This window comes from Arthrobacter sp. Y3223166 (assembly GCF_059090935.1).
The window spans coordinates 1-24,032 of the sequence record NZ_JBNHGE010000028.1 but is presented as its reverse complement, the minus strand read 5'-3'; the positions used below and the strand labels follow the sequence as shown (position 1 = coordinate 24,032).

The 24,032-nt window shown below is 69.1% G+C and carries 26 protein-coding genes; 6 read left to right on the top strand and 20 right to left on the bottom strand.

Features of this window, described 5'->3' with window-relative positions; translation table 11 throughout:
• Window position 1: 1 nt before the first annotated feature.
• The 15 genes from lysS to dacB all read right to left on the bottom strand — a co-directional run bounded on the left by lysS (window position 2) and on the right by dacB (window position 15,127).
• The gene (lysS, locus tag AC5RUH_RS12360) at window positions 2-1,519 is read right to left on the bottom strand and encodes a lysine--tRNA ligase (RefSeq protein WP_494013370.1); all 1,518 of its coding nucleotides are present in this window, start codon (window positions 1,517-1,519) and stop codon (window positions 2-4) included.
• Window positions 1,520-1,585: 66 nt separating this feature from the next.
• A complete protein-coding gene (panC, locus tag AC5RUH_RS12355; RefSeq protein WP_494128724.1) occupies window positions 1,586-2,491 on the bottom strand; it encodes a pantoate--beta-alanine ligase in 906 nt (301 codons plus the stop codon).
• The gene (locus AC5RUH_RS12350; protein ID WP_494128723.1) at window positions 2,488-3,405 is read right to left on the bottom strand and encodes a Rossmann-like and DUF2520 domain-containing protein; all 918 of its coding nucleotides are present in this window, start codon (window positions 3,403-3,405) and stop codon (window positions 2,488-2,490) included. Before AC5RUH_RS12350 ends, panC begins: the two co-directional genes overlap by 4 nt.
• Entirely contained in the window at window positions 3,389-5,032 is a 1,644-nt protein-coding gene (locus AC5RUH_RS12345; RefSeq protein WP_494128722.1) for a PH domain-containing protein, read from the bottom strand. The genes AC5RUH_RS12350 and AC5RUH_RS12345 overlap by 17 nt, the downstream gene beginning before the upstream one ends.
• Window positions 5,029-5,541, bottom strand: a complete 513-nt coding sequence (locus tag AC5RUH_RS12340) for a PH domain-containing protein (RefSeq protein ID WP_494013374.1) — start codon at window positions 5,539-5,541, stop codon at window positions 5,029-5,031. Before AC5RUH_RS12340 ends, AC5RUH_RS12345 begins: the two co-directional genes overlap by 4 nt.
• Window positions 5,534-6,031: a DUF3180 domain-containing protein gene (locus AC5RUH_RS12335; RefSeq protein WP_494001933.1), complete on the bottom strand. Its 498-nt coding sequence runs from the start codon at window positions 6,029-6,031 to the stop codon at window positions 5,534-5,536. Before AC5RUH_RS12335 ends, AC5RUH_RS12340 begins: the two co-directional genes overlap by 8 nt.
• 22 nt (window positions 6,032-6,053) lie before the next feature.
• Window positions 6,054-6,563: a 2-amino-4-hydroxy-6-hydroxymethyldihydropteridine diphosphokinase gene (gene folK / locus AC5RUH_RS12330; protein WP_494128721.1), complete on the bottom strand. Its 510-nt coding sequence runs from the start codon at window positions 6,561-6,563 to the stop codon at window positions 6,054-6,056.
• Window positions 6,560-6,943 carry a dihydroneopterin aldolase gene (folB, locus tag AC5RUH_RS12325; protein WP_494049153.1) on the bottom strand — a complete coding sequence of 128 codons (384 nt, stop codon included), beginning with the start codon at window positions 6,941-6,943 and terminating at the stop codon, window positions 6,560-6,562. The genes folK and folB overlap by 4 nt, the downstream gene beginning before the upstream one ends.
• An 8-nt stretch (window positions 6,944-6,951) precedes the next feature.
• The gene (gene folP, locus AC5RUH_RS12320; RefSeq protein WP_494128720.1) at window positions 6,952-7,857 is read right to left on the bottom strand and encodes a dihydropteroate synthase; all 906 of its coding nucleotides are present in this window, start codon (window positions 7,855-7,857) and stop codon (window positions 6,952-6,954) included.
• A gap of 25 nt (window positions 7,858-7,882) precedes the next feature.
• A complete protein-coding gene (folE, locus tag AC5RUH_RS12315; RefSeq protein ID WP_494001929.1) occupies window positions 7,883-8,491 on the bottom strand; it encodes a GTP cyclohydrolase I FolE in 609 nt (202 codons plus the stop codon).
• A 10-nt stretch (window positions 8,492-8,501) separates the two neighbouring features.
• On the bottom strand, window positions 8,502-10,541 hold the full coding sequence (ftsH, locus tag AC5RUH_RS12310) for an ATP-dependent zinc metalloprotease FtsH (protein ID WP_494001928.1): 2,040 nt from the start codon (window positions 10,539-10,541) through the stop codon (window positions 8,502-8,504).
• Window positions 10,542-10,697: 156 nt separating this feature from the next.
• Window positions 10,698-11,249 (bottom strand): hypoxanthine phosphoribosyltransferase, encoded by a 552-nt coding sequence (hpt, locus tag AC5RUH_RS12305; RefSeq protein WP_494001927.1) that lies wholly within the window; start codon window positions 11,247-11,249, stop codon window positions 10,698-10,700.
• Between the two features lie 15 nt (window positions 11,250-11,264).
• Window positions 11,265-12,377: a tRNA lysidine(34) synthetase TilS gene (gene tilS, locus AC5RUH_RS12300; protein WP_494128719.1), complete on the bottom strand. Its 1,113-nt coding sequence runs from the start codon at window positions 12,375-12,377 to the stop codon at window positions 11,265-11,267.
• On the bottom strand, window positions 12,374-13,537 hold the full coding sequence (locus AC5RUH_RS12295; protein WP_494001925.1) for a zinc-dependent metalloprotease: 1,164 nt from the start codon (window positions 13,535-13,537) through the stop codon (window positions 12,374-12,376). Before AC5RUH_RS12295 ends, tilS begins: the two co-directional genes overlap by 4 nt.
• A 174-nt stretch (window positions 13,538-13,711) precedes the next feature.
• Window positions 13,712-15,127 (bottom strand): D-alanyl-D-alanine carboxypeptidase/D-alanyl-D-alanine endopeptidase, encoded by a 1,416-nt coding sequence (dacB, locus tag AC5RUH_RS12290; protein ID WP_494001924.1) that lies wholly within the window; start codon window positions 15,125-15,127, stop codon window positions 13,712-13,714.
• Between the two features lie 166 nt (window positions 15,128-15,293).
• On the opposite strand from dacB, the gene AC5RUH_RS12285 reads away from it, so the two are divergent.
• The 3 genes from AC5RUH_RS12285 to AC5RUH_RS12275 all read left to right on the top strand — a co-directional run bounded on the left by AC5RUH_RS12285 (window position 15,294) and on the right by AC5RUH_RS12275 (window position 17,133).
• Window positions 15,294-15,779: an inorganic diphosphatase gene (locus tag AC5RUH_RS12285; RefSeq protein WP_494001923.1), complete on the top strand. Its 486-nt coding sequence runs from the start codon at window positions 15,294-15,296 to the stop codon at window positions 15,777-15,779.
• Between the two features lie 200 nt (window positions 15,780-15,979).
• Window positions 15,980-16,606: a hypothetical protein gene (locus AC5RUH_RS12280; RefSeq protein WP_494128718.1), complete on the top strand. Its 627-nt coding sequence runs from the start codon at window positions 15,980-15,982 to the stop codon at window positions 16,604-16,606.
• A 101-nt stretch (window positions 16,607-16,707) separates the two neighbouring features.
• Complete coding sequence (locus AC5RUH_RS12275) at window positions 16,708-17,133, top strand: DUF1761 domain-containing protein (RefSeq protein WP_494001921.1); 426 nt, start codon at window positions 16,708-16,710, stop codon at window positions 17,131-17,133.
• Between the two features lie 94 nt (window positions 17,134-17,227).
• On the opposite strand, the gene AC5RUH_RS12270 is transcribed toward AC5RUH_RS12275, so the two are convergent.
• Together AC5RUH_RS12270 and serS are read right to left on the bottom strand one after the other, a co-directional pair.
• Entirely contained in the window at window positions 17,228-18,133 is a 906-nt protein-coding gene (locus tag AC5RUH_RS12270; RefSeq protein ID WP_494024890.1) for an HAD family hydrolase, read from the bottom strand.
• A 124-nt stretch (window positions 18,134-18,257) separates the two neighbouring features.
• Window positions 18,258-19,547, bottom strand: coding sequence for a serine--tRNA ligase (serS, locus tag AC5RUH_RS12265; RefSeq protein WP_494128717.1), 1,290 nt, complete (start codon window positions 19,545-19,547; stop codon window positions 18,258-18,260).
• Window positions 19,548-19,645: 98 nt separating this feature from the next.
• Here serS and AC5RUH_RS12260 point away from each other — a divergent pair, with 98 nt between their 5' ends.
• Window positions 19,646-20,740: a diacylglycerol/lipid kinase family protein gene (locus tag AC5RUH_RS12260; protein ID WP_494128716.1), complete on the top strand. Its 1,095-nt coding sequence runs from the start codon at window positions 19,646-19,648 to the stop codon at window positions 20,738-20,740.
• 96 nt (window positions 20,741-20,836) lie between these two features.
• Here AC5RUH_RS12260 and AC5RUH_RS12255 read toward each other — a convergent pair whose 3' ends face one another.
• From AC5RUH_RS12255 to AC5RUH_RS12245, 3 genes are all read right to left on the bottom strand, one after another.
• Window positions 20,837-21,166 carry a hypothetical protein gene (locus tag AC5RUH_RS12255; RefSeq protein ID WP_494013383.1) on the bottom strand — a complete coding sequence of 110 codons (330 nt, stop codon included), beginning with the start codon at window positions 21,164-21,166 and terminating at the stop codon, window positions 20,837-20,839.
• Window positions 21,167-21,248: 82 nt separating this feature from the next.
• A complete protein-coding gene (pheA, locus tag AC5RUH_RS12250; protein ID WP_494024892.1) occupies window positions 21,249-22,175 on the bottom strand; it encodes a prephenate dehydratase in 927 nt (308 codons plus the stop codon).
• On the bottom strand, window positions 22,175-22,501 hold the full coding sequence (locus AC5RUH_RS12245) for a rhodanese-like domain-containing protein (RefSeq protein ID WP_494001915.1): 327 nt from the start codon (window positions 22,499-22,501) through the stop codon (window positions 22,175-22,177). The genes pheA and AC5RUH_RS12245 overlap by 1 nt, the downstream gene beginning before the upstream one ends.
• Window positions 22,502-22,632: 131 nt before the next feature.
• Here AC5RUH_RS12245 and AC5RUH_RS12240 point away from each other — a divergent pair, with 131 nt between their 5' ends.
• On the top strand, window positions 22,633-23,376 hold the full coding sequence (locus AC5RUH_RS12240; RefSeq protein WP_494023934.1) for a Type 1 glutamine amidotransferase-like domain-containing protein: 744 nt from the start codon (window positions 22,633-22,635) through the stop codon (window positions 23,374-23,376).
• Window positions 23,377-23,440: 64 nt separating this feature from the next.
• Window positions 23,441-24,032, top strand: a 592-nt coding sequence (locus AC5RUH_RS12235; protein WP_494128715.1) for an amidase, incomplete at its 3' end; no start/stop codon positions are given.

The following is a 24,032-nucleotide window of genomic DNA, read 5'->3' as shown; positions in this document are numbered from 1 at the left end:
CTCAGCCCAGCTCCGGCTTCAGCAGCGGGAACAGAATCGTTTCGCGGATTCCCGCCTGGGTGAAAAGCATCACCAATCGGTCGATGCCCAGTCCGATACCGCCCATCGGCGGCGCGCCGTATTCGAGGGCACGCAGGAAGTCTTCGTCCAGTTGCATCGCTTCCTCGTCTCCGGCCGCCGCCATTCGCGACTGCTCGGTCAGGCGTTCGCGCTGAATCACCGGATCAATCAGCTCGGAGAAAGCGGTGCCGCGTTCCATGCCCCCGATAATCAGGTCCCAGGCCTCAATCAACTCCGGATTGTCGCGGTGGTTGCGCGCGAGCGGCTGCGCTGCCGGCGGGTAGTCGTAAACGAAGGTCGGCTGCAGCAGCGTCGGTTCGACGATTTCACCGAACAGCTCGACGACCACCTTCTGGGTATCCCACTTCGGGTCGATCTTCACGCCGTGCTGTTCGGCAATGTCGCGCAGCTCTTCACCGCCCGTCTGCGGGGTGATTTCCCGGCCCACCGCTTCGGACAAACCGGGATAGACCCCCAGCCAGCGCCATTCCCCATTGAGGTCAATAGTGCCCTGCGGGGTTTCAATGACGCGCGTGCCGATGGTGTCGGCCACATTCAGGATCATTTCCTTCATGCGCTCCCCCATGACGAACTGGTCGGCATACGCCTCGTAGCTTTCCAGCGTGGTGAATTCGGGGCTGTGGGTGGAGTCAACGCCTTCATTGCGGAAGATCCGGCCGATCTCAAAGACCCGGTCTATGCCGCCGACCACCGCGCGCTTGAGGTACAGCTCCGTGGCAATGCGCAGGGTCATGTCCTGGTCAAAGGCGTTTAGGTGTGTCTCGAAGGGACGGGCCGTCGCGCCTCCGTGCACCAGTTGCAGCATGGGGGTTTCCACTTCCACGTAGCCGTGGGAGTGCAGGGTTTCGCGGATGGAGCGAATGACGGCGGCGCGGGTGTAAACCATCTGGCGTGCTTCGTCGCGCACCATGAGGTCCACGTACCGCTGCCGCACGCGGGTCTCTTCACTCAGGCCGGCGTGCAGCACGGGCAGCGGACGCAACGCCTTGGAGGCCATCTGCCAGCTGTCGGCCATCACGGACAGCTCGCCGCGCTTGGAGCTGATGACTTCGCCGCGGATGAACACATGGTCGCCCAGGTCCACGAGGGCCTTCCAGTCCGCGAGCGCTTCCTCGCCGATGTTCGCCAGGCTCAACATTGCCTGCAGGCGGACGCCGCTGCCTTCCTGCAGGGTCGCGAAGCAGAGTTTGCCGGTGTTGCGGATGAAGACCACGCGCCCGGACACTCCCACGACGTCGCCGGTGGTCTCGTCTGCCTCGAGGTGGCCGTACTTTTCGCGCACCTCGGCCAGCGTATGGGTCCGGTCCACGCCCACCGGGTACGCCTCGACGCCGCGCTCCAAGAGTTTGGCGCGCTTGGCCATGCGCACGTGCATCTGCTCGGAGGCGTCGGCAGCCTCGGCTGCGGGATGTGGGGTGGGGGAATTATCGCGGGTCACGGTAGTTAAGGGTACCGGTACCGGGGCCGGGCCAGCCAAACGTCCCGGAGCTTCCATCCGCGGACGTCAGTAGCCGAGCTGCGCGTTGTCGATCAGCCGAACCGGGCCGACCTGCGCGGCGACCAGCACCAGGGCCTCGCCGGTGAACGGGGTCTCCCTGCAGTTGAAGGCCAGCGGCTCGAGCGTGCGGGGATCCACCACTTCCAGGTAGTCCAGCCGGACGGGCGGCACCGACTCGATCATGGCCAGCGCGCCGTCCACGTCCAGGGGTTCGTGCCGGTCGGCCTGTCCGCGGAGGTACGCCAGGCTGCGGGAGAGCACCAGCGCCGCTTCCCGCTCGGCGTCGTTGAGGAAACGGTTGCGGCTGGAGAGTGCCAGCCCGTCGTCGTCGCGCACTGTGGGCACACCCACAATGTCCACCGGGAAGTTCAGGTCGGCCACCATCCGCTTGACCAGCACAAGCTGCTGCGCGTCCTTCTGGCCGAAGTAGGCGCGGTAGCCGGCCGCGCCGGCCGCCGCGGGCAGCCCGTAATGGAGCAGCTTGGCCACCACAGTGAGGGCGCCGTCGAAGTGGCCCGGCCGGGAGGCGCCCTCGAACTTCGCGCCCAGCGCACCGGCGTCGATCCTGACCAGCGGCTCGCCGTCCGGGTAGACCTCTTCGACTGCGGGGGCAAACACCACGTCCGCCCCGCACGCCGCCAGCAGGTCCAGGTCGGTTTCCAGGGTGCGGGGGTAGCGGTCCAGGTCCTGCTGCTCGCCGAATTGGAGCGGATTCACGAACACGGAAACCACGACGACGTCGCACGCCTGCCGCGCGGCCCGCACCAGCGCCGCGTGGCCTGCGTGCAGCGCTCCCATGGTCGGGACCAGCCCCAGCGAAGGCCGCCCGGCGGCCCCGGCTGCCGCCAGCAGGCCGGTCGTGGCGTCCTTCAATTCGGCACGGGTTTTCACCAGGCGGGGGCGGGTCGTCACGCGTTCTCCTCCGGACGGGACTGGGCAAGGATGTCCAGGATTTCGGTTGCGCGGGCCTCGTTCAGCAGGCCGCGCTGCAGGGCACGCTGGGCCGTCGCCCGGGCCAGCTCCTCGTAGGCCAGCCGGATGTCGGTGCCGCCCGAATCCACCTCGCGGCGCAGCAGCGCCTCGTGGTGGCTGCGGACGGTGCCGGCGTCGCCGCGGGCCACCGGCCCGGTCAGGGCCGCTTCCCCGGAGGCCAGCGCGTTCTCCAGGGAGGCCCGCATCAGCCCGCTGAGCACCCGGTCCGGCTGCTCCACGCCGGCCTCGGCCAGCAGTTGCGCCGACTGGGCCGCGATGGTCACCAGATGGTTCGACGCGTGCGCCAGGGCGGCGTGATAGAGCGTGCGGTCCTTCTCGGCGATGACCACCGGTTCGCCGCCCATCTCCACGACCAGAGCCTGGGCGATCGGCAGCACCGTGGCCTCGGCCGTCACCCCGAAGCTGCAGTCATTGAGCCGGGCCAGGTCCAAGCTCATGCCCGTGAACGTCATGGCCGGGTGGATGGCCAGCGGGATGGCACCCTTGGCCCGGGCCGGCCCCAGCACGGCGGTGCCGTAGCGTCCGGAGGTATGCACGACGAGCTGGCCCGGCTGCCAGACCCCGGCCGCGGCCAGACCGTCCACCAGTTCCGGCAGGGCATCGTCCGGCACCGCCAGCAGCACCAGTTCGGCCCGTTCCACGATCTCGGGGATCTGCAGCACCGGGACGCCGGGCAGCAGGTTCTCGGCCCGCTCCCGGCTGTCCTCGGAAACCGCTGACACCCCGACAACGGCGTGCCCCACGCCGCGCAGCGCGGCACCGAGGACGGCGCCGACCTTGCCGGCACCGATCACGCCGATGCCCAACCGTCCGGGCCTACTCCTGCCCGCCATCGCGGCCCTCCTTGCTTCCTTGTGGTTCGTCCTGCTGCGCCGGCCCGCGGACGCCGCCCGCGGGCCCCTCGTCCGCCCCGGGGACGGGACCGGCCCCGGACTCCCGGGCTTCCAGCCAGCGTTCCGGGACGCTGCGGCGCCGGGCCGCGGCGGCCCGGACCGACTGCTCGTCGAAGAGCCGGCGGGCGGTGTCGGCGTCGACCTGGTAGATCACCGGCGTGACCGGTCCGGCGGTCGTATGCAGGCGCAGGTCCGCCACGCGCAGGCGGCGGGCCAGCGGGCCCTGGTGCAGCGCGATGGACTGGGTCCGCTCGTGCGGCACCACCGAGAGGCTGCGCCAGAGCCGGCCGCTGCGGGCCAGCAGGGCGGTCCCGGTGACGGCGAAGCCGTTGCGCCGCCAGGTCAGCCAGGACAGCCACCGCACCCGCCGCGGCGAGGTGACGAATCCGCCGTCGGAGGCGCCGGCGTCGTCCCTGTCCTTGCCCGCGATTCCGTCAAGGCCCGCCCCGAAGACGGTGAACGGGTCCTCGGTGCCCGGGTCCGGGAGCACCAGCGCAAGCATCTGCATCACTTCCTGCTGCGTGCCCACCGGCAGCAACGTGGTGCGGGCGCCCGCGTTTTCCGCGCTGAGGCCGTAGCCGGCCACGTTCACGCGCATCCGGTACCAGCCCTTGAGGCGCCACAGCGGCGACTGCATGATCTCCACGGCCTGCACCCGGCCGGGCGGGACGGTCTGCGCCCGGGTCTCCAGCAGACCGTAGCGGAGCCGGATGCCGTCCGGGGAGATGGCGGCGCGGAAGTTGTAGCCGGTGCTGAACGTGGACCAGTAGCCGGCCACCACGCCGAACGCCGCGGGGACCAGGAAGGCCGGGCCGAACGCGGCACCGAACACAAAGGTCGAGAGCCCGGCCGCGATCAGCATGATGAGCAGGAACAGCGTGGTTCCGGACAGCAGCGCCGCGCCGAGTATACGTCCGCCCGGGATGGCCAGGATCTGCTGTTCGGGGGCTTCGGCCACCGCTTCCTGGGGGTGCGCGGGATCGCCGCGCAGGCCGGCCGCCCGGGCCAGGATGGTGGCGCGCAGCTGCTGCGCCGACGCCAGCGGCAGGTAGGCGAGCCGCACGGCCGATTCTCCGGCGTCGGCCACTTCGAATTTAAGTTCGGCCAGGCCGAAGATCCGTGCCAGCAGCGGCTGGATGACGTCGATCGCCTGCACCCGGTCCAGCCGCGCCTGGCGGTGCTGGCGGAACAGGACGCCGGAGTTCACCCGGACATGGTCGTCGGTGACCTGGTACCGGGTGAACCACCAGGAGAGGAAGAATCCGCCCACCAGCAGCACCGCGACCACGACCATGACCAGCACGGTCCAGACGGCGCGGCCGCCGCTCAGTCCCCAGAACTCGTCGCCCCGGAACATGGCCTCGAACCAGTCCCGGCCGAAGAAGTAGGCGATCGCCGCCAGCGCAATCCAGCCGCGGACCAGCGGCGAAACGGGGTGAACCCGGTGCCAGGTGCCGGTGGCGTCCGGTGCCAGGGGCACCCCTTGGGAGGCCGGCACTACTTCGCCGGGCGCATCCGGCCCCTGCCCGGGCAGCGGGGCCTGCCCGTTGCTGCCGGGTACGGTCATAGCCCGGCCAGCCTTGCCTGCCCGCGGTCGGAGAGTTGTTCGCGCAGCCGGGCTCCTTCTGCCGCCGGCACCCCCGGAATGCCGGCGTTGGTCTGCGGGCTGGCGGTGTGCAGCTTCACCGAGCACAGGCCGAAGGCCCGCTCCAGCGGCCCCACGCCAACATCCACGTACTGCATCCGGCCGTAGGGGACCACCATGACGCGCTGGAAAAACAGTCCGCGCCGGATCAAAAGGTCCTCGTCGCGTTCGGCATACCCGATGGCCCTGACCTGGCGCGGGATCAAGAGCCCGGCCCAGACGCAGAGCGTGAGCGTGCCCAGGCTCAGCAGCCAGCCGAGCCACGCCGGGAAGCCGGGCCAGAGGCCGGTCAGCGCCAGGACGAGCGGGGTGGACAGCAGGGCGACGGCGACGACCGTGAAAATGGCCCAGCTGACCAGTCGTACGGTGACGTACTTGGGCGAGACCCGGATCCAGCTGATGCCGGCCGGATCGATCGCTTCGCTAGGCATACTCCCCCTCGCCTTGGGCCTCGGTACCGTTGTCCTGGGCCGCTTCGGTGTCCTCGGGCGGAAGTTTGCAGAAACGCTCCACCACCAGCCCGATTACCACCATGACCAGGCCACCGCCCATCATAGCCAGCACGGCCGGCAGCGCCCCGAGGCCGGGCCGGTACAGCAGCAGCATGAGCTGGTCCACCATGATGCCGCTGTGCCAGCCGAAGATCAGCGACCCGGCATAGGCGCAGGCCTGCGCCAGCACGAGGGTGCGGGCCGCGAGTACCGGATTCAGCTCCTTGTCCCGGTTGCCGTTGCGCCAGCGGCGCACTTTGAGGCCGAGCACCAGGGTGAAGACGGCGATGGCGGCCATGGTCGCCAGCGAGGAGAGGTGCAGGACGGGCACCGGCAGCCCGCCGCGCCCGGCGAGCAGGTTGCCCAGCCAGCCCAGCACGGCCGTGACGACGGCGATGGTCGCCAGCCAGCGGTATCTGATGGTCCTCACGAAGCCCCCACCCCGCCGGACACTATTGACCGGCTTCGAACGGCTCGGATTCGTAGGGTTCCACGCCGTCCAGGTCGCCGGCCGCCTTGGCCAGTTCGCCGACCGGGACGCCGTTGAGCGTGGCGTTCGAGTCCATCCAGGCCCAGGGCGCCAGCACGAAGGCGCGTTCGTGCGCGCGCGGGTGCGGGATGACCAGGTCCTCGTCGTTGAGCACCAGGTCGCCGTAGGTGATGATGTCCACATCCAGCGTCCGCGGCCCCCACCGCACTTCGCGGGTGCGGTGGTGCTTGTTCTCCACGGCCTGACAATGGGCCAGCAACTGGTGCGGGTCCAGGTCGGTCTCCACCTCAAGCACCATGTTCAGGTACTCCGGCTGGTCCTCGGGACCGCCCACCGGCTTCGTCTGCACCACGGCCGAGACTTCGCGCAGCCGCACGTGGGGGGTGTCCACCAGGTCCGCCACCGCGTGCGAGAGGGTGTCGCTGCGTGCGCCGAGGTTGCTGCCCAGCGCCAGGACCGCGCGGACGCTCATGGCTGCTCCCGGTAGATGCTGACCGTGACATCGGAAAACTCCACCTGGATGGGTGCCTGCGGCTTGTGCACCGTGACCTCGACCGCCTCCACGGCGAACGTGCGCAGCACATGGTCGGCTATCCGTTCGGCCAGTGTTTCGATCAGCTGCAGGGGCTCGCCGGCGATGATCGCGTCCACCTGGTCGGCGAGCTCGGCGTAGTTTGCGGTCTTCGCCAAGTCGTCGTCGGCCGCGGCGGCCCGAATGTCGGTGTGGAGGGTGACGTCGACGACGAACGGCTGGCCGTCGCGGCGCTCATGCTCCAGCACGCCGTGGTAGCCCGTGGCCTTGATGCCGGAAACCCTGATGAGGTCCGGCCGTGCCGGAGATGCTGGCGTCACGTCCCGGCCTACTTGGTCCAGGCGGCGGCTACTTTGACCGCGTCCAGCGAGGCGCCGGCGTCGTGCACGCGCACGCCCCAGGCGCCGTTGGCGGCGGCCAGCGCGGAGACCGCCAGCGTGGCCTCGTCGCGTTCCTTGGGTGCGGCGGCCTTGCCGGCGGTGGTCAGCAGGGAACCGAGGAACCGCTTGCGTGATGCGCCGACCAGCACCTTGTGGCCCAGTTGCGCGATCCGGTCCGTGGCGCGCAGCAGCTCCCAGTTGTGTTCGGCGTTCTTGGAGAAGCCCAGTCCCGGATCCAGGATGATCTGCTCCGGCGCCACGCCGGCGGCGACGAACTTGTCCCGCAGGTCGGTCAGCTCCGCGAGGACCTCGGCCACCACGTCCTGGTAGTCCGCCTTGGGGTCGACCTCGCGGGCGTCCCCGCGCCGGTGCATCAGGATGTAGGGGACCTGGCGCTCGGCCACCAGGGCGGGCATGTGCGGGTCGTGGGTCATGCCGGAGACGTCGTTGACGATGGCCGCCCCGGCGTCCAGCGCCTTGGCCGCCGTGTCCACGTGCATGGTGTCCACGCTGATCAGGGCGCCGGCCTTGACCAGTGCCTCGATGACGGGGAGGATGCGCTTCTGCTCTTCCTCGGGAGTGATCGAGTCGGCGTTGGGGCGGGTGGATTCACCCCCGACGTCGATGATGTCGGCGCCGCCGTACAGCAACTTCAGCCCGTAGGCGATCGCCGCTTCCTTATTGGCGTGGTCGCCGCCGTCGCTGAACGAGTCCGGGGTGACGTTCAGGATGGCCATGACGACGGCACGGTCGGTGGGCAGGTCCGCGAACTTTTTCGGCTCGCGCGCCTTGCGCAGCACGGGCAGCGGCGACGTGGCGGGCCCGGTTCCGGGGACTGCGGCGAGTGAATCCATCTATCTGTACCGTCTCTTCTCTTCGCTATCGTCCGATAATCAGGCTCATGGCCTCGGCTCGGGTGGCCTGCTCGCGCAATTGGCCGCGCACGGCCGAGGTGACTGTCTTCGCCCCCGGCTTGCGGACCCCGCGCATGGACATGCACATGTGTTCGCATTCGACGACGACGATCGCGCCCTTGGGCTCCAGGTACTTGACCATGGCCTCGACGATCTGCGTGGTGAGGCGTTCCTGCACCTGCGGGCGCCGGGCGTAGATTTCCACCAGGCGGGCGAGCTTGCTCAACCCGGTCACTTTACCGTCATGGGACGGAATGTAGCCAATGTGGGCGGTGCCGTGGAACGGGACCAGATGGTGCTCGCAGGTCGAATAGAACGGGATGTCCTTGACCAGCACCATTTCCTCATGGTTGATGTCGAACGTGGTGCCGAGAATGTCCGCCGGGTCCTGATGCAGGCCGGCAAACACCTCCGCGTACGAACGGGCGACCCGCTGCGGGGTTTCCCGCAGGCCTTCGCGGTCAGGATCTTCGCCGACGGCGATGAGGATTTCGCGCACCGCCTTCTCGATCCTGGGCAGGTCGATCAGCGGGTCGAACTCCAGCTCGGCGACAACGTCATCGTATTCGGTCACGTCTGTGATCCTAGCTGCTGGCGCCGGGTACGCCGCTTCGGCCGTCATCCCCGGGAAGGTCTCCGCCGGCCGGATTCGGGTCCACGATCACGGCCCCGTGGCTTCCTTCCTGCTGCTGGCCGTTGGCGGCCGCTTCCCGCTCCCGGCGGGAGACCACCGGCGGGATGTTGTGTACCGGCCGGGTTTCCTTGGACAGCCACACGTCCCGCAGCTCGCGGCGGCGCAGGTCGTGGAAGATCTCGGCGATCTCACGCTGGTTCAGCGTCTCGCGTTCCAACAGCGCCAGGGCCAGCCGGTCCAGCACGTCGCGGTTCTCGGTCAGGATCGCGTAGGCCTCGTCGTGGGCGTCGTCGATGAGCCGGCGCACTTCCTCGTCCACCACGAAGGCGACGTGGTCGGAGTAGTTGCGTTCGTGCGACATGTCGCGGCCCAGGAACGGCTCGCCGCCGCCCTGGCCCAGCTTCACGGCACCCACGCGTTCGCTCATGCCGTACTGGGTGACCATCTGGCGGGCGGTGCTGGTGGCCTTCTCGATGTCGTTGGACGCGCCGGTGGACGGATCGTGGAAGACGATCTCTTCGGCCACCCGGCCGCCCATGGCGTAGGCGAGCTGGTCCAGCAGTTCGTTGCGGGTCACGGAGTACTTGTCGTCCTCCGGCACCACCATGGTGTAGCCCAGGGCGCGGCCGCGGGGCAGGATTGTGACCTTGGTGACCGGCGCGGAGTAACGCAGCGCGGCCGCGACCAGGGCGTGTCCGCCTTCGTGGTAGGCGGTGATCTTGCGCTCGTGTTCCTTCATGACGCGGGAGCGCTTTTGCGGCCCGGCCATCACGCGGTCGATGGCTTCGTCCAGCGCCCGGTCGTCGATCAGCTGGGCGTTGGACCGGGCGGTCAGCAGGGCGGCTTCGTTGAGCACGTTGGCCAGGTCGGCACCGGTGAATCCGGGCGCACGCTTGGCCAGGGAACGCAGGTCCACGCCCGGGGCCATGGGCTTGCCGGCGGCGTGCACCTGCAGAATCTGGTGGCGGCCTTCCAGGTCGGGGGCCTCGACGGCGATCTGCCGGTCGAACCGGCCCGGGCGCAGCAACGCCGGGTCCAGCACGTCGGGACGGTTGGTGGCGGCGATCAGGATGACGTTGGTCTTGACGTCGAAGCCGTCCATCTCGACCAGCAGTTGGTTCAGCGTCTGTTCGCGCTCGTCGTTGCCGCCGCCCACGCCGGCACCGCGGTGCCGGCCGACCGCGTCGATTTCGTCCACGAAGATGATGGCCGGCGAATTGGTCTTGGCCTGTTCGAACAGGTCCCGGACGCGGGAGGCGCCGACGCCGACGAACATTTCGACGAAGTCGGAGCCGGAGATCGAGAAGAAGGGGACGCCGGCTTCGCCGGCCACGGCGCGGGCCAACAGGGTCTTGCCGGTACCGGGCGGGCCGTAGAGCAGCACGCCCTTGGGGATCTTCGCCCCGACGGCCTGGAATTTGGCCGGTTCGGAGAGGAACTCCTTGATTTCGTGCAGTTCCTCCACGGCCTCGTCCACGCCCGCGACGTCGGCGAAGGTCACCTGCGGCATGTCCTTGGTGATCATCTTCGCCTTGGACTTGCCGAACTGCATGACCTTGGAACCGCCGCCCTGCATGCGCGAGAGCAGGAACCAGAAGATCAGGCCGATGATCAGGATGGGCAGGATCAGGCTGATGAAGCTCATGAACCAGTTGTTTTCCACCGGCTGGTCGGTGAAGGTGTCCACGTCGGAGGCGTTGATCGCGTCCACGATGTCCGGACCGCGGTCGCGACTGTAGAAGAAGGTGATCGACTTGCCCTTGTTGGCGTCGTCGATGACCAGGTCTTCGCGCAACGTCAGGTCGACGCTCTGGGCGCCGTCGTTCATCCGGGCCTGTTCCGCCTTGTTGTCCTGCAGCAGTTCAAGTCCCACACTGGTGTCGACGCGTGAAGACTGCGGACCGGCCAAATTGGGCACGGCGATCAGGAGGATGACCAGGACCAGGACAATCCAGATGATCGGTCCCTTGAAAAGGTTCTTCAATTTCATGCGACTTGGGGGCTTGCGCCCGTCCCTCCTGCTTGTCCGCGCGTGATGGCAGCCCTTCGGCTACTACAGCTATACACTGTCCGTCTTCCTTCACGCTCAAGGGAGGGCATTAGTTCCCTCTGGGCGTAGCCTAGCCTGCGGCGGACGGTGCGGCGGTTATTCGTAGATGTGCGGTGCCAGGGTGCCGATGAAGTCCAGGTTGCGGTAGCGCTCGGCGTAGTCCAGCCCGTAGCCCACCACGAATTCGTTCGGGATCTCGTAGCCGACGTACTTGACGTCGATTTCCACCTTGGCGGCATCGGGCTTGCGCAGCAGGGTGCAGATTTCCACGCTGGCCGGGCCGCGCGAAATCAGGTTGGTCTTCAGCCAGGACAGGGTGAGGCCGGAGTCGATGATGTCCTCAACGATGAGCACATGCTTGCCCATCAAGTCCGTCTCGAGGTCCTTCAGGATCCGCACGACGCCGGAGGACTGGGTGCCGGAGCCGTAGGAGGATACGGCCATCCAGTCCATCTTGACGTGGCTGTGCAGTGCCCGGGCCAGGTCCGCCATGACCATCACCGCGCCCTTGAGGACGCCGACGATCAACAGGTCGCGCCCTTCATAGTCCCTGTCGATTTCGGCAGCCAGCTCGGCGACGCGCTGCTGGATCTGCTCCTTGGTGTAGAGGACGTGCTTGAGGTCTGCCTGGACGTCGTTGGAATCCACCACATGCTCCCGGGTCTAGCGGTCTGTCTGGCCGGGGCTGCGGCCAGTTGTTCTCAACACAAGATTGCCATAGCCGGTGCCATCTTGGTGAACCGCGTTGGCAGCAGTCCGGCGGTAGACACTGACGAATCCGGCCAGCTGCACCGGGCCGGCCGAGCCTTGGCGGCGCAGCAGCGATTCGGCCGCCTGCAGCCGTTCGTAGCTGGGGTTTTCGCCGCCCAGTTCGGCGGCGGCCAGGGCGAGCACGCGGTGCTTCATGGCGGCCGGGAGTTGTTCCATGCCTTCCCGTGGCAGCTCCAGCCCGTCCGGTGTGACCACCCGCAGCCGGCGGTATTCCTCGGCCGCCTGTGCCTGCAGGTAGTCGGCGTCGGCGGCCAGAATCTGTGCCGACCGCCACAGCGCCTGGGCGACGCCGGGACCCATCTCGTCTTCCAAGAACGGCATCACCCGCATCCGGATGCGGGAGCGCATGTACTGCGGATCACTGTTGGCCGGGTCGTGCCAGGGCTGCAGCCCGGCAACCGCGCACACCTCCTCGGTGTCTTGCCGGCGCAGCGACAGGAACGGGCGCAGATACCGGCCCCGCTTCACCGGCATGCCGGCCAACGACCGCGTGCCCGAGCCGCGGCCCAGGCCCAGCAGTACCTGCTCGGCCTGGTCGTCCAGGGTGTGCCCCAGCAGCACCGCCGCGGCCCCGAGTTCCGCCGCGGCGGCATCCAGCGCCGCGTAGCGTGCCGTCCTGGCGGCCGCCTCCGGCCCCATGCCGGCCGATTCCACGGCCACCCGGCGGACCTGGACCGGGGCCAGCCCCAGCGTTTCGAGCTGCAGCCGGGCACCCTCGGCCACCGCCGCGCTGCCCTGTTGCAGGCCATGGTCGACGACGACGGCCCCCACCCGATAGGGACGGACACCGTTGCGGGCCGGCCGGTTGAAGAATTCCGCCGCGACGGCCAGGGCCAGCGAATCCGGTCCCCCGCTGCAGGCCACCAGCAACAGCTGCGGTTCGGCGCCCCCGGCGGTCGCTGCCGGCGGACCGAACTGTTCCAGCGCCTGGCGCAGCTGGTGCCGGGCGTCTGCCACCCGCGGATGCAACCGGGGCTTGCGCCGGTCCGCTGCAACACCGCTCATGCGCGGCTGAGGTCCATCCGGCTGACCCACAGGTCGGGGTGGTGGATCTCCTCTTCCGTGGGCAGGTTTTCGGGACGCTCCCACACCTGGTTAAAACCCTCCATGCCGATCTGCCGGGTCACCGCACGGACGAACTTGGCGCCGTCGGAGTACTGCCGGGCCTTGGCATCGAGGCCCATGAGTTTGCGGATCCAGTTTTCCAGCGCGCCGCGGCTCTTGCCGCGCGCGTTGAAACGTTGGCGGATGGTCTTGACCGTCGGGACCAGCGAGGAATCGACCGCGTCCATCACCACGTTGGCGTGGCCCTCCAGCAGGCTCATCACGGCGGTCAGGTGTGAGAAGACGGCCTTCTCCTCCGGCCCCTGGATCAGATCGAGGAGGGAACCCTTCAGCGCGGAACCCGGCCCTCCGCCGTCGTCCTTTCCGCTGTCCCTGGCCGCGGCGACGGCCGCCTTGACCGTCTGCTGCAGCCGCTCGCCGAGGGTGTCCGCCTTTTCCACCAGCGAGGACGACAGCCCGCCGATCTGCTCCATCATGTGGTCGCGCAGCCAGGGGGCCGCGGCAAACTGCACCCGGTGGGTCTGCTCGTGCAGGCACACCCAGAGGCGGAAGTCGGCGGGCACCACATTCAGTTCCCGCTCCACGGTCACGATGTTCGGCGCCACCAGCATCAGCCGCCCGGCGGCCGGGCCCCCGGGCAACAGGGAGCAGAAGGGGTCGTACTGGCCCAGCACCTTGCTGGAGAGGAAGGAGAGGATGGCGCCCATCTGGGTGCCGGTGAGCACGCTGCCCACGGCCGTGGTGGCGTTCTTGAGCTGATCCGGGCGCTTTTCGGCGAGCGCGGCGATAGCCGGGGCCAGCATGACCTCGAAACTGCGGGCGTTTGCCCTGGACCAAGCGGCGCGGTCCACGATCAGCACATCGGAGTCGCGCAGGTCGCGGGCGGCCTCCAACCCGGTGATGCGGTGCACGTGGTCCACCGACTCTTCCGCCAGCCGGCGCATCTCGGCCACGGCGGCGCGCATTTCCGCGGCCTTCATCCGGGGGCCGGCGGGGGTCAGCGTGGCTGCCGTGGACGCGGCCAGTTCCCAGTTGACCAACCGCGGGGCGGGGCCTGGGGTGGCGCCGGATTCACTGGGGGTCGGTGCGCTACTGTCCATGCGTCCCATCAGATCACATCAGCGGCGAGCCGGTCACTACCGGCGGGCATCGATTGAAGCGGCTCGGCGGCCGGGGCTCAGCAGCCAAGGTCGGCGGAAGAGTAGCCGGCGGCCGGGGCTCAGCAGCCAAGGTCGGCGGAAGAGTAGCCGGCGGCCGCGGCTTCCGGGCCTGGCTCAGCGGCAGCCGCAGCCGGCCAGCACGGTCGCCGCCCGGTCGGCGGCCACGCGCGCGGCGTCGGTCGAGCCTTTCAGGCCGTTGGCCACGAAGGCGAACACCAGCAGGCGTCCGTCGGCGCTGGCCACATAGCCGCTGAGCGACGTCACGGTGTTCAAGGTGCCGGTCTTGGCCCGGACCAGCCCGGCGCCGGCGGGGTTGTTTTCCAGGTAGCGCCCGGACAGGGTGCCGGTCAGGCCGGCGACCGGCAGGGAGCCGATCCCGGCCCGCAGGTCCGCGTCCTCGGAGGAGGCCATCAGCCTGACCGCCGCGGCCAGCTGGGCAGGACTGACCCGGTTCTCCATCGACAGGCCGCTGGCATCGGCCAGCACCATGCCCTCCACGGGAATGCCCGCCAGGCCCGCCGCCTCGCGGATGGCTTCGGTGCCGCCCGCGAAGGAGCCGGGCTTGCCCGCCGCCACGGCCGTGTTGCGCGCGAGGACCTCCGCCACATAGTTGTCCGAATGCTGCATCATGTAGGCCACCTGATCGGCCACCCGCGCGGAATCCGCCTCGGCCAACACGTCCGCGTCAGCCGGTGCCGCTTCCCGTGCCACCGCGGCCTTCACCGTGAGTCCCTGCCCGGCCACGGCTTCGGCCAGCGCGTCGCGGAACGCCGCCCCGGCCAGCGCGGCGGCGTCGGCCACCAGGTCGCCGCCGCCGTCGGCCTGTTCCCGCCCGGCGTACAGGGCGAGCGGGTACACGGCGGAAATTTCGCCGTTCTTCACGTCGCCCGGGTCCCAAGCGGCGCTGATGACGGCCCCGGAGTAGAGGGAATCGTCCACCGCCACCGAGAGTTCACCGGTGTACCCGTCGGCGGCCAGCTGCCCGGCCGCTTCTGCTGCCAGCGTTGCCAGCCCGGCTTCGCCCCAGACCGCGCCGGGCTTGGATTCCCCGGCACCCAGCAAGGCATCCCCGCCGCCGACCAGGTAGACCACGCCCGGCTTGCCGCCGCGCTTGACCGAGGTAGTGAACCGGTGGCCGGCACCGATGGTGTCCAGGGCGGCGACGGCGGTCAGCAGCTTCAGGTTGGATGCCGGCACCAGCGGCTCGCCGGCTGCCTCGTCGTACAGCACGTCGCCGCTGGCCGCGTCGGTGACGATCCCCGTGAAGCCGCCGGCGCCGTCGAACGCCAAGGCCCGGTCCAGGGCCGCATCCAGCACGGCCGGATCCGGCACCGGCGCCTCGCCGGCCGGCTTGAGCGGCTGCGGCTCCGCCAGCTCGGTGGGCGGCAATTGCGCCGCAGGGGTGCTGATAACCGGCTCTGGCTCCGGCCAATCGATGGCCTGGCCGAGGTTTAGGGCGGCGGGCACGGCCAGCACGGCGAAGACGACTGCCAGCAGCCCGGAGGTGAGCACGCGGAAGCCACGCCCCATGCTGCCCCTCCTGAGGATCTTGAAGTGTTGGGAACGCCCCGCGCCAACCCCGATGCCGGTACGGAAGGGCAAGACCTATATCGTTAAGCGTAGTCCGGCGCCGGGCCACGGCCGTGCATCGGCGGCGCCGAAGCCAATTTTCCGAACGTCTCCAAGGAGCGAAGCCATGCAGCATGACGTCACCATCGAGATCCCCAAGGGTTCGCGCGTCAAGTACGAAATCGACCATGAGACCCACCGCCTCCGCCTGGACCGGGTGCTGTTCACGTCCATGCAGTACCCCACCCACTACGGCTTCTTCGAGGACACGCTGGGCGAGGACGGCGATCCGCTGGACGCGATGGTCATGCTGCAGGACTACGACCTGCTGCCCGGTGTCGTGGTCGAATCCCGCCCCATCGCCGTCTTCAACATGACCGACGACGGCGGCGGCGACGCCAAGGTGCTGTGCGTTCCGGCCGACAAGCGCTTCGACCACATCCAGGAGCTGTCCGACGTGCCGGAGTTCCTCGTCAAGGAAATCGAGCACTTCTTCACCCGCTACAAGGACCTGGAGCCGGGCAAGTGGGTCAAGGCCGAGGGCTGGGCCGACCGCGCCGCCGCCGAGGCCGAACTGGAAGCCTCCATCCGGCGCTTCGCCGCCCAGGGCTAAGGCCAACCGGCGACGAACGGCCGGGCAGCCACGCCCGGCCTGAACCGAGCCTTGCCGCTCGAAACCGGCAGGAACAGCGACGGCGGTCCGGACCCTTCAGGTCCGGGCCGCTTTTGCCTTCCCCGGGGGCGACCGGCGGCAGGACACACCAGCCAACCGGAATCGGTTGTTCCTGCCCGGACGGGCGCAATACTGGTGCCATGTACGTGCTCACGATCAACCAGCGCGATTCCCGCGAGGCGGGCGACCAGGTGCCCGCCCTGATCAAGGCGCTGCGCCACCTGACCGCGGCGATCCCCTTTCAGCGGTCTGTCGGCGACGAAGCGATCGGCGCGGTCGAGAAGCCGTCCACGGCCATCGACGCCGCCCTGATCGCGCTGCGCGCCAGGCGCTGGCATGTGGGAATCGGCGTGGGCGAACTGCGGCCGCGGCTTCCGGAGGACATCAAGGACGCCGAAGGGTACGGCCTGGTCTACGCACGGCGCGCGGTGAACCGGGCCCGGAAAACCGGTGACCGCGTTCCGCTGGCCGTGTCCGGGCCCGATGCTGAGGTCGCCGCCGAAGCAGAAGCCGTGCTGCGGCTCATCGGCCAAATCGTCGCCACCCGCACCGACGCGGAGTGGAAGGTGCTGGACCTGATGACGCCGGGAGCGCGCGGCCAGCAAAAGTACGTTGCCGAAGAACTGGGCATCACCAGCCAGGCCGTGAGCAAGGCGGTGGTCCGCTCGCACTGGGTGGAGGAGTGGGCCTGCCGTCCGGCCGCCGCCCGGCTGCTGGACCTTGTCCACGGGCCCGCCTCCCCGGCCGCCGTCGCCCCGCCGCGCTGACGGCCCCGGAAGCTACGGCAATACCGGCGGGCGGCGTCTAGACTCCGAGGGAGACGGCGCCCGCCTCCGCCCGCGGGTCAACGACACAAGGAGTGTTCAATATGGTTCCGGAGATCAACATTTGGGCGGTCATCGTGGCCACCCTTTCGACCCTGATCGTCGGATCTGTCTGGTACACGCCGAAGGTCTTCGGCAACTACTGGATGAGGGTCGCCAACGTCAGCCCCGGCGACGGCAAAAGCGCCGTACGCCCGATCATCATCACGGTGATCGTCAGCCTGATCAGCGCGTGGGTGCTGGCGGGTTCGGCGGCCATCGCGCAGGATTTCTACGGCGGCAACTTCCTGTGGAACACGGTGCTGACCGCCATCATCCTCTGGGCCGGCTTCACCGCCGCCCGCTTCGCCACGCACGATGCCTTCGAGGGCCGGCCGGTCGGACTGACCGTCCTGAACATCGTGCACGAACTCGTGACGTTCCTGGTCATGGCACTGGTCATCGGCCTCTTCGGGATCAGCGGAGCCTGAGAACCGCAGCCCCCACTATCGAGGCAGCCGGCGGCAACAGGTGTGCCCGGGATTCACCCGGGCACCTCCTCCGGGTGGATCAGCCGGGCACGCCTCAGTCCAGCAGGCTGCGCAGCACGACTGCTGCCCCGTCTTCCTCGACGGTTCCCGTGACCTCGTGGGCGACGGCCAGGACCTCCTCGGGCGCCTGTCCCATCGCGACGCCCCGGGCGGCCCAGTCCAGCATTTCGATGTCGTTGCGGCCATCGCCCATGGCGACGGTATGCGACGGCTCGACGTCCAGCTTCCGGCGCAGGGATTCCAGCGCGCTGGCCTTGGTCACGCCGTTGGCCGCGATGTCCAGCCACGCGGTCCAGCCCACCGAGTACGTCACGCCCTTGAGCCCCGCCGTGTCGATGGCTTCCTTGAACTCCTCGGGAGTGTTTTCGGCGCTGGAGACCACCACGCGCACGGCCGTGGACTCCAGCAGCGCCTCGAAGTCGACGCCCTTGGCCTCGATGCCGAAGCTGGCGTCCTGGAAGCGCTCCGTGGCCAGGAAATTGCCCTCTTCGTCCTCGAGCGCAAACTTGGCGGTGGGCAGCTTGGACCGCATCACCCGCAGGGCCGGTCCGGGGTTGAACGTCACCCGGTCGATCACCTCGTAGCCGTCCTCCAGCGACGTGTCGATCCGAAGGGTGACACCGCCGTTGGAGCAGACGGCGTACCCCTTGGTGACGCCGATCAGTTGGATGATCGGCAGCGTTGCATTCAGGGACCGTCCGGTGGAGACGACCACCTCGTGGCCGGCGTCGACGACGGCGCGCGCTGCTTCGCGCACGGCATCGCTCATGTGGCCGTCGTGGTTGACCAGGGTGCCGTCCACATCCAGCGCCACGAGTTTGCGGGACCCGTTCTCCACGAAGTTGTGGCGCCGGGCTTCGTTTTTATTGTTTGTCATATCTTTCGTAGCAATCCGCTGGTCGTCGATGCCAGCGTTAGCCTTGTCAGCTGTAGTTGTCATGTCCCTAGTCAAACATGGGGGGCAGACACGCGGGTAGGAAATTTTCTACGGGCGAATGAAGTGCCGGTGAACGCGGCCCCGCCGCGACGGCACCGCAGTGCCGCCGGCGGGGCGGAACGGCGCGCTAGGAGAGCACCGGAAGGACGTCCATGCCGCCCAGGTAGGGCCGCAGCGCGGCAGGCACATTCACGGAGCCGTCGGCGTTCTGGTGGTGCTCGAGGATGGCGACGATCCAGCGCGTGGTGGCAAGGGTCCCGTTCAGGGTGGCCACCGCCCTCGTGCCCTTCTTTTCGCCGTCCGCCGAAGCCTGGCGTTCACGGATGTTCAACCGGCGGGCCTGGAAGGTCGTGCAGTTGGAGGTGGACGTCAGCTCCCGGTAGGCCTCCTGGGTGGGCACCCAGGCTTCGCAGTCGAACTTGCGGGCCGCGCTCATGCCCAGGTCTCCCGCAGCGGTGTCGATCACCCGGTAGGGCAGTTCCACCTTGGCCAGCATTTCTTCTTCCCAGGCGAGCAGGCGGGCGTGCTCGTCGGCGGCCTCCTCGATCTGGCAGTAGATGAACATTTCCAGTTTGTTGAACTGGTGCACGCGGATGATGCCCCGGGTGTCCTTGCCGGCGGCCCCGGCCTCACGGCGGTAGCAGGAGCTCCAGCCGGCGTAGCGCGTCGGCCCGGCGGACAGGTCCAGGATCTCGTCCGCGTGGTAGCCCGCGAGCGCCACCTCCGAGGTGCCCGTGAGGTACAGGTTGTCCCGTTCCAGCCGGTAGATCTCGTCGTCGTGCTCCACATCGAAGCCGGTCCCCTGCATGGTTTCGGGGCGGACCAGGGTGGGGGTGATCATGGGGATGAAGCCGTTGGACACGGCCTGGTCCAGCGCCATGTTCATCAGGGCAATCTCCAGCCGGGCGCCCACGCCCTTGAGGAAGTAGAAGCGGGAGCCCGAAACCTTGGCCCCGCGTTCCATGTCGATGGCACCGATCAGCTCGCCGATGGCCAGGTGGTCCTTCGGCTCGAACCCGTCCCGGGCGAAGTCCCGGGGCTCGCCGACCGTCTTGAGCACCGTGAAGTCGTCCTCGCCGCCGGCGGGAACGCCGTCTTCGATCCGGTTGGGGATGCTGCGCAGCAGCGATTCCTGCTGGTTCCGGGCGGCATCCGACGCGGCCTGGGCTTCCTTGACCGATGCTGCCAACTCCTTGACCTGGGCCAGGAGCTCTGCCTTCTCCCCGCCCGTGGCCTGGGCCACCTTTTTGCCGAAGAGATTCTGTTCGGCGCGCAGTCCCTCGTAACGGTTGATCGCTTCCCGGCGGGCCGTATCGGCGGCGATCACGGCATCGACCACCGACTCGTCGGCGCCCCGGGCGCGCTGGGAGGCACGGAAAATCTCTGGATTGGCGCGGAGTTCGTTTACATCGATCACCTGCTAAGGGTACCGAAAAAGGCCTTCCGGCCTCGCTCCGCGCCCGCCGCAGCCGGTAGCGGGCCTCAATGGGCCAAAGCGGCGGGGCTGGATAGTCTATGACCAACATGACTGCCGAATGGATGCCCGCCCTCATCATCCTGCTAGCGGTGGCCGCCTTGGCGGTGGGATGGCCGGGCCTTCGCGGCATGCTGGGGCGCCGCCGGACAGCGGTGCCGGCCGCCCTTGCGCCTTCCCCGGGCCTGCCCGACCAGCGCGTGGTCTTCATCCTGAACCCGGCCAAGAACTCGGCCGACGAGGCCCGCCGCGAGGTGGAGGCAGCCTGCGCGGCGGCCGGTTGGAGCCCGCCCCTGGTGTTGGAAACCACGCCCGAGGACCCGGGCCACGGACAGGCCAGGCGGGCCATCGCCGAGCGTGCGGACGTGGTGATCGCCGGCGGCGGAGACGGCACGATCCGGGTGGTGGCCTCGGAATTGTCCGGCACCCAGGTGCCGATGGGGGTGCTGCCGCTGGGCACCGGCAACCTGCTGGCCCGCAATCTGGGTCTGGATCCGGCGGCCCTGCGGACCAACATCCATGTGGCGCTGCACGGGATCATCCGCAAGATCGACACCGCCGACATCATCTTGGAGAACGAGGCGACCGGCGAACGGTCGCAGGACAGCTTCCTGGTGATCGCCGGCATCGGCGTGGATGCGGATGTCTTGGCCGACACCCGCGACGACCTGAAGCGCCGGTTCGGCTGGATGGCCTATTCCGAAGCCGGCGTCCGCCACCTTGCCGGCCAGCGGGAGCGTGTCATGGTCAGCATCGACGACGGGCCCGCCCGGCCCCGCCGCGTCCGCAGCATCCTGCTGGCCAACTGCGGGAAGTTGCCGGCGGGGATCGATTTCATCCCCACCGCGGAAATCGACGACGGCGAACTGGACATCGTGGTGCTCAGTCCGCGCAGCGCGATCGGCTGGTTGTGGATTGCCGCCAAGACGCTGGTGCGGCACAGCGCGCCGATTCCCGTGATCGAGTACCACCGCGGGCGGAAGGTCCGCATCACGGCGCACGAGCCGATGGGAAGCCAGCTCGACGGCGATCCCTCCGGGCCGGTCACGTCGCTGACCGTGCAGGTCAGGCCGCGGTCGCTGGCGGTGCGCACCGAGTCGCTCCCCTCCGCCGGCAGCCACCGGGCGGCCAACTAGGGCCTGCCGCGCCCGGGCGGCCACCTGGGCCGGCGGGCTTGGGTCTGCAGCGGCCGGGAGGCCACCTGGGCCGGCGGCCGCCCGGAACGGAGGTGTTTACGTGTCGTCGCCCCCGGTGTTGAGCGGATCGTCGCTGGCATCGGCCCGGTCGGTGTTGTGCAGTTCCTCGCCCGGAACGTCGATGGGTTGTTCGTCTGCTTCGAGCGCCGGGACATCCGCATCCGGCTGCTGCAGGTCTTCGTCCCGGGGAACCGGGAATTCGCCGGCCGCCTGCTGGTCGATCAACTGCTGCTCCTCGGCGAAGCGCAGGTCGTTGCCCTGGTCCCCCAGGTCGCCCGCGCGGTTTTCACTCGGAGTCTGGTTGAGCGCCTCCACCGGCGTCGGCTCCCCGTCCTGGTACTGGTCCCTGTCGTTCTGCTGCGTCATTGTGCTCCGATCCTTGGTTCGCAGGTGCGGTTTTCCTCAGCATACTGACCATAACCGCGGGTCGACAGTCCGGCAGGGCCGGTCAGCGGGCCGACAGCAGGTCCTGCACCCAGCGGTCGGCCTCCCGGAATGCCTCGTCCTGGTTGCGGCGCGGAACACTCAGTCCGCGGCGGTCGGCGCGCGGGTAGGAGCCCAAGAACCGGATGCCGGGGCTGATCCGGTGCAACCCGCGGACGGCGTCGGCCACCCGCTCCTCGGCGAGGTGGCCTTCGGCATCGAGGCTGAAGAAATAATCTCCCAAAAACTGGCCGGTGGGGCGGGACTCGATCCGGCTCAGGTTCACGCCCCGGCTGGAAAATTGTTCCAGGATTGCCCCCAGCGCCCCCGGACGGTCCTGCGGCAGCGGGACCACCAGGGTGGTCTTGTCGGCGCCGGTCGGAGCGGGCAGGACACCGGGGCGGCTCACCAGAATGAACCGGGTGACGGCGTCCGGAATATCGCCGATATCCTCGGCGAGCACGCGCAGCCCGCGCTGCCGGGCCACCAGCGGCGAGCAGATCGCCGCCTCGTAGCCGGCCCCGGGCTCCAGCAGTCCCACCGCGGACGCCGCCGTCGAGGACGCCGGCAGATATTCCGCTTGGGGAATGTTCGCGGCGGCCCAGGCACGGCATTGCGCCCAGGCATGCGGATGGGTGGACACCACCGCGACGTCTCCCGGCTCGGTTCCGGGCCGGACCGCCAGCACAAAGCGGATGGGCACGAGTTCCTCGCCGATGATGCGCAGCGGCTCGCCTCCCGCGATGGCATCCAGCGTGGCGCTGACGCCGCCCTCGACCGAGTTTTCGATCGGGACCATGGCCGCGCCGGCTTCGCCCGCGCGAACGGCGTCCACGGCGGCGTCGACACTCGCGGCCGGAATCCGGCGCGCGGCAGCCGCCCCGGGAACCTGGAGGAGGGCGGCCTCGGTGAAGGTTCCCTCCGGCCCCAGGAAGGTGTAGACGCCTGCCATTACTGGACCCGGGGCTCCTGCCCGTTCTCCGAGACGATCGGTTTGCCGGCATCCAGCCAGGCACCCATCCCGCCGTCGACGTTCACCGCCGAGTATCCGTTCCCGTTCAGCCATTCGGTGGCCCGGAAGGACCGACCGCCGCTGCGGCACACCACATGCAGGTCCACATCGGGGTCCAGTTCCTCCAGGCGCAGCGGCAGCTCGTTGAGCGGGATGTGCACGGCGCCCGCAATGTGTCCGGCTTCCCATTCATAGTCTTCGCGCACGTCCAGAATGGTGGCGTCGCCGCCGATGCTGTTGACATCCACATTCTCGATATCGCTCATGGCAACCTCCGTGATCCGCGGCGGGCCGTGCCGCCGCTGGTGAATTCCTGCTCCGGGCGCACCCGCGATTTGCCCCCTTTCCAAGCCTATAGTGGGATCGTCCGCCGCACCGTAATGAGACAGGGGTACCGATGGCCGCAGACCAGCCGACCATCCTTGCTACGTCCGGCGGAATCACGGCCGGCGTTCGCAGCCGGATCGCGTTCCACCACCTGGTGCACCACGCCGTCGAACTGGCGGGGCCCACGGGGCGGGCACCGCGGCTGGTCCACGTGGGCACCGCCGGCGGCGACCAGCGCTGGCTCCAGGCCGAGCTGGACGAGGCGGCCAGGGTTGCCGGTTACGGCCTGAGCCATCTGAACCTGTTCACCATGCCCAATGTGGCGGACATCGAGGAACACCTGCTGGGCCAGGATGTGGTGTGGGTGGGCGGCGGTTCGGTGGCGAACCTGCTGGCGGTGTGGCGGGTCCACGGCCTGGACGCCATTTTCAGGCGGGTCTGGCAGGCCGGCGTGGTGCTGGCAGGGGTCTCCGCCGGTTCCATCTGCTGGTTCCGCGGCGGCACTACCGACTCCTTCGGCCCCGAGCTGCGGCCGGTCACGAACGGGCTGGCGTTGCTGCCCTACGACAACGGCGTCCACTACGACTCGGAACCGCAGCGCCGGCCGTTGGTGCACCGGCTCGTGGCGGACGGCATCCTGGGCGAAACGCACTGCACCGACGACGGGGTCGGACTGGTCTACCGCGGCACCGAACTGGCCGAGGCGGTCAGCGAGACCGACGGGAAACTCGCCTACCGCGTGACAGCCCAGGCCGGGGACGGGCCCGACGCCATCGCGGTGGAGGAACCGATCGACACCAGGTTCCTCGGCTGACCCGGCGCGCCGGTGGGACGCGCGGATTAGCCCGCACCGCCGGGCGGGGCTACGCTTACGGGCGATGACTGCTTTGCATGACTTGACGGCCGTCGCCCAGCGCGACGCCGTGGCCCGCGGCGAACTGTCCGCCCTCGAACTGACGGAGCATTACCTCCAGCGCATCGATGCCCTGAATCCCAGGCTCGGCGCCTTCATCACCGTCACCGCCGACCAGGCGCTCAAGCAGGCACGCTCCGCGGACGACCACCAGGCACGCGGCGGGACCCTGGGCCGGCTGCACGGCCTGCCGGTGGCCTACAAGGACCTCACGGATGTGGCCGGCGTCCCGACCACCCACGGCAGCGCGGCCCTGGAGCATCGGCCCGCCCTGGCCAACCACCCCTTGGTGAACGTCCTCGAATCCGCCGGCAGCATCAGCCTCGGCAAGACCCAAGTCCCCGAATTCGGGCTGACCTCCTACAGCGAGAACCGTGTGGCGCCGCCGGCCCGCAACCCGCTGGACCCGGCGCTGAGCCCGGGCGGTTCCTCCGGCGGTAGCGCGGCCGCCGTGGCCGCCGGCCTGCTGCCCTTCGCCCCGGGTTCGGACGGCGGCGGCTCGGTCCGGATTCCGGCGGCCGCCACCGGGCTGGTGGGGTTGAAACCGGGGCGCGGCC